5 protein-coding genes are annotated in these 7,001 nt (G+C 65.4%); all 5 read left to right on the top strand.

Annotated features, from left to right (window positions below; translation table 11 throughout):
* Positions 1 to 218 precede the first annotated feature (218 nt).
* From FYJ44_RS13970 to FYJ44_RS13950, 5 genes are read left to right on the top strand one after another with little or no spacing between them, the layout of a single operon-like run.
* Complete coding sequence (locus tag FYJ44_RS13970; RefSeq protein ID WP_154513195.1) at positions 219 to 1,466, top strand: type II secretion system F family protein; 1,248 nt, start codon at positions 219 to 221, stop codon at positions 1,464 to 1,466.
* A gap of 2 nt (positions 1,467 to 1,468) precedes the next feature.
* The gene (locus tag FYJ44_RS13965) at positions 1,469 to 2,350 is read left to right on the top strand and encodes a type II secretion system protein N (RefSeq protein WP_195841037.1); all 882 of its coding nucleotides are present in this window, start codon (positions 1,469 to 1,471) and stop codon (positions 2,348 to 2,350) included.
* Positions 2,334 to 4,313: a type II secretion system secretin GspD gene (gene gspD, locus FYJ44_RS13960; RefSeq protein WP_154513191.1), complete on the top strand. Its 1,980-nt coding sequence runs from the start codon at positions 2,334 to 2,336 to the stop codon at positions 4,311 to 4,313. Before FYJ44_RS13965 ends, gspD begins: the two co-directional genes overlap by 17 nt.
* Before the next feature lie 9 nt (positions 4,314 to 4,322).
* Positions 4,323 to 6,056 carry a type II secretion system ATPase GspE gene (gene gspE / locus FYJ44_RS13955; protein WP_154513189.1) on the top strand — a complete coding sequence of 578 codons (1,734 nt, stop codon included), beginning with the start codon at positions 4,323 to 4,325 and terminating at the stop codon, positions 6,054 to 6,056.
* Positions 6,053 to 7,000: a hypothetical protein gene (locus tag FYJ44_RS13950; RefSeq protein ID WP_154513187.1), complete on the top strand. Its 948-nt coding sequence runs from the start codon at positions 6,053 to 6,055 to the stop codon at positions 6,998 to 7,000. The genes gspE and FYJ44_RS13950 overlap by 4 nt, the downstream gene beginning before the upstream one ends.
* Position 7,001: the final 1 nt, after the last annotated feature.

Here is a 7,001-nt window from a genome sequence, read left to right as displayed (position 1 = left end):
TCGACCGCGTGCAGTCAATTTGGCATTCTTATGGCTGTTCACCCTGTCCTCGGCTCGGTTTACTGTTGTCTGTCAACTCCAGCTTTACCGGCTTGAGGCAGGGTGAACAACCTATTGGAACATTACACCTAGGTCCTTCTGTCACAGAACTGTGGGGAGCCCCGGCAACGGGGCTCCCGTCGCCGGGGGGGTTGTGCCCCTCTTTTTCCGGGGAGCATATGGCGAATTTCTGTTACCGGGCCATTGACGGCCGCGGCAGGAATGCCAAGGGCATGATCGAAGCCGCCAGCCAGCGGCTGGCCGTCAGCCTGCTGCACGAGCGCGGCTTGGTGCCGCTTTCCGTGTCTCCGGCCGCCTCTTCCGGCGCCGCGTCCGTGGCGGCCGCCGGGTCGCGTTCCGGTTTCCGCGCCCGTCTGATGCAGCGCCTGCGCCCGGTTTCCAAAGCCGCCGTGGCGGGCATGGCCCGGCAACTGGCGACCCTGCTGCGGGCCGGGCTGCCGCTGGACGAGGCTCTTTCCGCCATTTGCGCGCACGGCGATGATTCGGCCCTTTCCGGCATTGTGGCCCACCTGCGGGACCGCATCCTTTCCGGCGGGGATCTGGCCGACGGTCTGGCGGAGTTTCCGCGCGTCTTTTCCTCCACCTTTGTGACCATGGTTCGCGCCGGAGAGGCCTCCGGCACGCTGGAAATCGTGGTGGAGCGTTTCGCCGAGCACATTGAGCAGCAGGTGGCCCTGCAGCGCAAGGTGCAGGCCACGCTGGCCTATCCGCTGCTCATGCTGGTGGTGGGCACGGGCGTGGTGGTTTTTCTGCTCACGTTCGTGATCCCCAAGGTCACCCGGATTTTCGCGGACATGGGGCGCGAACTGCCCCTGCCCACCCGCATTCTGCTCGGCGTCAGTGATACGCTGCGCGCGGGCTGGTGGGTCTTTCCCCTGTTGATCCTGCTGGCCGCGCTGGCGGTCTGGCGCATACGCCAAAGCCCGGAGGGCAGGCGGCGCATCCAGCGGAAAATTTTGCGCTGCCCCGGCATCCGGGGCATGTACCGGCCGCTGCTGGTGGGGCATATGACGCGCACCCTGGGCATGCTGCTCAAAAACGGGGTTTCGTTGCTCAAGGCTTTGCACATCGTCAGGTCGGCGGCCGACAATCTGCTCATGGCCGAGGCCGTGCAGAACATGATTGACGGCGTTCAGGCCGGGCGCGATCTTTCGGGCTATATGGACAATACCGTGCTTTTTCCGCCGCTCGCCCGCCAGATGGTGGCCGCCGGGGAGCGCAGCGGCCAGTTGGGCGAAATGCTGCTGTGGGTTGCCGGAGACTGCGAAAACCGCGTGGCCGCACGCCTGCAAATGCTCACCTCGCTCATGGAGCCGGTGATGATCTTGATTCTGGGCGGTCTGGTGGGCTTTGTGGTCATTGCCATCATCATGCCCATTTTTGAGATGAGCAGTCTGGTGGGATGAACATGGACGCGCGCCGATCAGCGACTTTTGCCGCCATGCTGGCCTGTCTCGCGCTCATGGCCTGGTTCCTGGCCCGGGGCACGTTTTACCTGCGGGAGGACGGTCCCGCGCCGTCGCTCTCGCCGCCGCTCCCGGCGCTGAGCCGCGCCGGGGTCGCGACGGGGCCGCAGGCCGTCAGCCTTGAGGAGATCCTCCGGCGCAACCTCTTCGGCGCGGCCGTGGAAGCGCCCGATTTTCCGGGAGCGGCCAGGCGGCCGGACGGCACGCTTTCGCCGGAGGAAGAGGCGGAACTCGCGGGCAGTCTGGAGGCCATTCCGGTGAGCAAGCTGGGCTGGAAATTGCTCGGCACGGTCGTGAACAGCACGGGCCGGGGCAAAAACCGCGCGGTGATCCAGATTGACGGCAGGCAGGAGCCCTATGCCGAAGGCGCGGAGATCAAAGGCTGGAAAGTGGCCTACATTCAGCGCCGGACCGTGGTGCTGGCCAGGGGCGGCAGGAAGGAACGTCTGCAAATCGAGGGCGGCGCGCTTCCCCAGGCAGGCGTCGCTGCCGCCGCGCGGGCCCCGGCCCTGCGCAAAAGCCTGAACCGGACTGAGCTGCGCCGCGCAATGACGGATCCCGGCGCGCTGATGCGCAGCGTCAGCATACGTCCGCAGGCATTGGGAGCTTATCGGGGTCTGCGCATCGTGGCGCTGGAACAGGACAGCTATCTGAGCGGGCTCGGCCTGCTCCGGGACGATCTTCTGCTCACGGCCAACGGCAAGGCCCTGACCGACCTGCGGGATCTGGCCGGATTCGGGGACTTGCTCAATGAGAAAAATATCAGACTGGAAGTCTTGCGTGACGGCAAAAAAATCATTCTTGACTATGAACTTCAAGGATAAGGCCATGCCCTTCGCCCTGCAAAAAATTTCGCGTCTGCTCCTGCTTCTGCTTGCCCTCGGCTGTATCGCGCCCGTGCCGGGCGTCGCGGCGGCCGCGTCTTCCGGCGGCGTGACCCTGGATTTCGAGGACGCGGACATCCACAGTCTGATCAAGTACATCAGCGAGGCCACGGGCCACAATTTCATCACCGATCCCTCGGTCAAGGGCAAGGTCACGGTCTATTCGCCGGTCAAGGTCACGCCGGAAGAGGCCTTTCAGATCTTTGTGGACATCCTGCGGGTGCAGGGTTTTGCGCTGCAGAAGAGCGGGGCGAGCTGGAAGATTCTGCCTCTGAAGGAGGGCATCAGTCAGGACGGCTCGGCCACGGTGGGCGGCAAGCCCGGCGATGCCCGTGAAACCGTGAATACCCAGATCATCCAGCTCAAGGTGGGCGTGGCCTCGGAACTGGCCAAGGTGCTGCCCGCGCTGCTCGGCAAGGATTTCGCCATTTCCGCCTACACGCCCTCCAACACCATCGCCATCACCGCGCCGTCCAGCAATATCGACCGGGCCTTGGTCTTTCTGGAACAGGTGGAAAACAGCAACACGCGCGGCAGAACCGTAACCATTCCCCTGACCCACGGCGACGCCAAAAGCCTGGCCTCCACGCTGTCCAAGGTGCTCAAGGGCCGCGACGAGGAGGACGCCAAAAAAGGCCGCATCAGCCTGAGTCTGGTGGTGCCCGACGAGCGCACCAACAGCCTGCTGGTCTACGGCGGCGGCGACGCCATCAACATGGCCCGGAACACCATCGGCTCGCTGGACATCGCCACGCCCAAGGGCAAGGGCGACGTGCATATGATCCAGCTGGACAACGCCAAGGCCGAGGATCTGGCCATGGTCATCAACGCCCTGGTGGAGCGCCAGGTGGCCGGGACCGGCGGCGAGGACAAAAAGCCGGACCTTGTGCTCTCCAAAGACATCAAGGTGGTGGCGGACAAGGCCACCAACAGCCTGCTGGTCACGGCCCGGCCCGACGAGTTCGAGGCTCTGAGCAACATCATCAAAAAACTTGATGTGGTGCGCAAACAGGTCTTCATCGAGGCCGCCATCATGGAAGTGAGCACCGACGCCTCCTTTTCCTTCGGCATCAACTGGGCTCTGGGCGGCGAACTGAACAAGCAGACCATCGGCCTCGGCGGCGTCAATCTCGGCAGCGGCACCATCGACCTCGGCTCCAATAAACTGGTTTCCCTGCCCTCCGGGGCCAGCCTGGCGGCCATCTTTCGCGACGCCTTCAGCGTGGGCGGCACCTCCTACAATATTCAGTCCATCCTGAACGCGGTCAAAGGCAACGACGACATCAACGTGCTGGCCACCCCGCAGCTGCTGACCCTGGACAATGAGCAGTCTTCTGTGGAGGTGGTGGACAACATCCCCTACGTCAAGGAAACCACCACCCGCAACGACGCGGATTTCACCACCCAGTCCATGGACTACAAGGACGTGGGCGTGAAGCTCAAAATCACGCCGCGCATCAGCGATGAAGGCACGTTGCGCCTGGAAGTGGAGCAGGAGATCAGCCGTGTGACCAACGGCCTGATCACCCTGAACAACGGCAATCAGATCGTGGCCCCCACCACCCGCAAGCGCCTGATCAAATCCACCATTCTGCTGCGGGATACGCAGACGGCCGTCATCGGCGGCCTGCTCGACGACAGCAAAACCTACTCGCAAAGCGAAGTGCCCGGCCTGGGCAGCATCCCGCTGCTGGGCTGGCTGTTCAAATCCCGGACAAACAGATTCACGCGCACCAATCTCTTTGTTTTCATCACGCCCAAGGTCATCAACTCGCCCGGTGAGGCGCAGGACGTCACCCACGAGAAGCAGATGGTGCTGCACGAGACCGGCGTGGGCAAGGACGGCCTGGGACTGCCGATCATGAGCAATCCCAAGCTGCTCAAACCCGTTTTTGTAAACTGAGGACCGCTCATGGCTGTTTTTGCTTCCACTTCCGTGGTTCCCGCCTTGTCCGCCCCGTCCCGGTCTCCGCACTCCGGCCGCGCGCCGGAGCCGCCGGAAGCCCGAGCGGCGGACGCGGCAGGGGAACTGCCGGAATCCGGGGAATTCAGCGAGGCCCGGTATCTGGAAGCCGAAGCCGCACGTCATCAGATGCGCTTCGTGCCGGATCTGGATCAGGCGCTTGACCGGGAAGGCGGGGCGTGGAAGAGCGACGGCGAACTGGTCTGCCGTCTGCCGCTGGCCTGGCTGCGCAGGCATGCCGTGGCGCCGGTGCGCGACGCGGAAGGCCGTCTGGCGCTGGCCGTGGCCCGGCCCGCAGGCTGGCTGCTGGCCCGTGAAATCGGCCTGCTGCTCGGCGAGCGGCCCTGCGTGCCGGTGCTGACCCCTGAAAGCGCCATCCAGAATATCGTCAACCGCATTTTCGGGGAGTCGTCCGGGGAAGAAGGCTCGGTGGCCGAGGTGCTGGGCGCGGGCGCGGACGGGGGCGACGATGCGATCCTCAGCGAAGACGCCGTGGAAGACCTGCTGGAAGACAGCGGCGAGGCCCCCTTCATCCGCCTGGTGAACATGATCCTGGCCCAGGCCGTGCGCGCCGGGGCCAGCGACATCCATATCGAGCCCTACCGCGACGTTTCCCGCGTGCGTTTCCGCCTGGACGGCGTGCTCTATGAGCGCCACAGCCTGAGCAAGGCCCATCACGCGGCCGTGGTCTCGCGCATCAAGGTCATGGCAAAGCTGAACATCGCGGAGAAACGCCTGCCCCAGGACGGGCGCATCGCCATTTCCCTGGGCGGACGGCAGGCGGGTCTGCGCGTGTCCACGCTGCCCACGTCTTTCGGCGAGCGGGTGGTGCTGCGCCTGCTGGAAAAAAACGAGCGCGTGCTTTCCCTGGCCGAACTGGGACTGGGCCGGGAGGATTTTCAGCTCATGAACGGCCTGGTCGGCGCGAGCCACGGCATCGTGCTGGTGACCGGGCCCACGGGCAGCGGCAAAACCACCACGCTTTACGCCGTGCTGCAGGAAATCGCCTCGCCGGACAAAAATATCCTGACCATTGAAGACCCGGTGGAATACGAACTGGACGGCGTGGGCCAGATGCAGGTCAACCCCAAAATCGGTCTCTCTTTTGCCGACGGCCTGCGCTCCATTGTGCGCCAGGACCCGGACGTGATCCTGATCGGCGAAATCCGCGACGGAGAAACCGCTTCCATTGCCGTGCAGTCGGCCCTGACCGGGCATCTGGTCTTTTCCACCCTGCACACCAACGACGCGCCCGGCGCGGTGACGCGCCTGTTCGACATGGGCGTGGAGCCTTTTTTGCTCTCCTCGGTGCTGCGCGGGGTCATCGCCCAGCGTCTGGTGCGCGTGCTCTGCCCGCACTGCAAGGAAGCCCGCGCGCCAAGCCGGAACGAGCTGGCAAGCCTGGGCCGGGCCGCCCGCGTCCTGGAGCCGGGCCGGCCCCTCTATCATGCCGTGGGCTGTCCGCAGTGCATGGACACCGGCTACAGGGGCCGCATGGCCATTTATGAGATCATGCCGGTCAGCGACGGCCTGAAACGGCTGATCGTGGACAAGAGCGACGCCAACGCCCTGGAGGCCCAGGCCATCGGCGAGGGCATGCGCAACTTGCGGCACGACGGCATGCTCAAGGTGGCGGCGGGCCTGACGTCGCTTACGGAAGTGGAGCGGGTGGTCCGGATATGATCCGCGCGCTCTGGGATGATCTGCTGGTCCGGGTCCAGGCCTGGCCCCGCGCGGCCCGACGGCGCGCGGCCGTGCTTCCGCTCTGCGGCCTGGCCTTTTACGCCCTGTTTTGCGGCCTGTTCTACGCCGGGGAACAGGTGGACGCGCGCCTGGGAAGCGTAAGCCGGGCGGCTGTGGCCATGGGCATCGGTTTTGAGCGGCCCCGGATTTCCTATTTTCCTCCGGCGGCCAGTCTGGATGCGTTGTGGCTGCCGTTACGCGCCCTGTCCGGCGATGCGGGCCGGACGCCCGCATTGATCCTGCGCGACGTGCGGCTGGAAATGCATTTTTTCCCCGCGCGGCTGACGGTTCAGGCCCGGCTGGCGGGCGGAGAGCTGCATCTGCTGCTGACGCCTTCAGCCTTTTTCCGGCCCGACGCCTGCGCTGTGCGGGCTGAGGCAAAAGGGCTTGATCTTGCGGAACTCGGCGCCGCCCTGACCGGCGACGGGGCTTTGCTGCGGCTCATGGGCGGCAGCCTGAGCGCCTCGTGCGACGCCAGCGTGCCGTTGCGCGACGGCAGGCCGGTATTCGGCGGCAGCGGGGGCGGACTGTCCCTGACCCTGCACGGAGGCGCGCTGGAGCATTCCCTGCCCATGCTGCGCGCGCCCCGTCTGGAGGGTCTGGACGGCCGGATGGAACTGGTCTGGAAAAAGAACGCCCTGGAGTTGCGCCAATGCGCCCTGAACAATGCCGTCCTGCAACTCCAGGCCGAAGGCCGGGCGACGCTGGCCCCGGCCGCGGGGGACAGCCGCCTGGATTTGCGGGCGGTGCTGCGTCTGGCGCCGGAACAACTGCGGGAGGAGCTGACCCCCGCCAGAACCTTCCAGTCCTTTACCAGCAGGGGAGAGGCCCGCGTGCGGATCAGCGGCGCAGCGCGGCGGCCTTCCATTGAGCTGCAATCCTGAC

Source organism: Desulfovibrio porci (genome assembly GCF_009696265.1).
In the GTDB taxonomy this organism is placed as follows: Bacteria; Desulfobacterota; Desulfovibrionia; order Desulfovibrionales; family Desulfovibrionaceae; genus Desulfovibrio; species Desulfovibrio porci.
The sequence above is the reverse complement of the archived record's forward strand: the minus strand, read 5'-3'. Positions and strand labels throughout refer to the sequence as shown.

Bases quoted from the DNA above. Each gene is read 5' to 3' on its own strand.
- FYJ44_RS13970 (WP_154513195.1), top strand. From the start codon at position 219: ATGGCGAATTTCTGTTACCGGGCCATTGACGGCCGCGGCAGGAATGCC.
- FYJ44_RS13965 (WP_195841037.1), top strand. From the start codon at position 1,469: ATGGACGCGCGCCGATCAGCGACTTTTGCCGCCATGCTGGCCTGTCTC.
- gspD (WP_154513191.1), top strand. From the start codon at position 2,334: ATGAACTTCAAGGATAAGGCCATGCCCTTCGCCCTGCAAAAAATTTCG.
- gspE (WP_154513189.1), top strand. From the start codon at position 4,323: ATGGCTGTTTTTGCTTCCACTTCCGTGGTTCCCGCCTTGTCCGCCCCG.
- FYJ44_RS13950 (WP_154513187.1), top strand. From the start codon at position 6,053: ATGATCCGCGCGCTCTGGGATGATCTGCTGGTCCGGGTCCAGGCCTGG.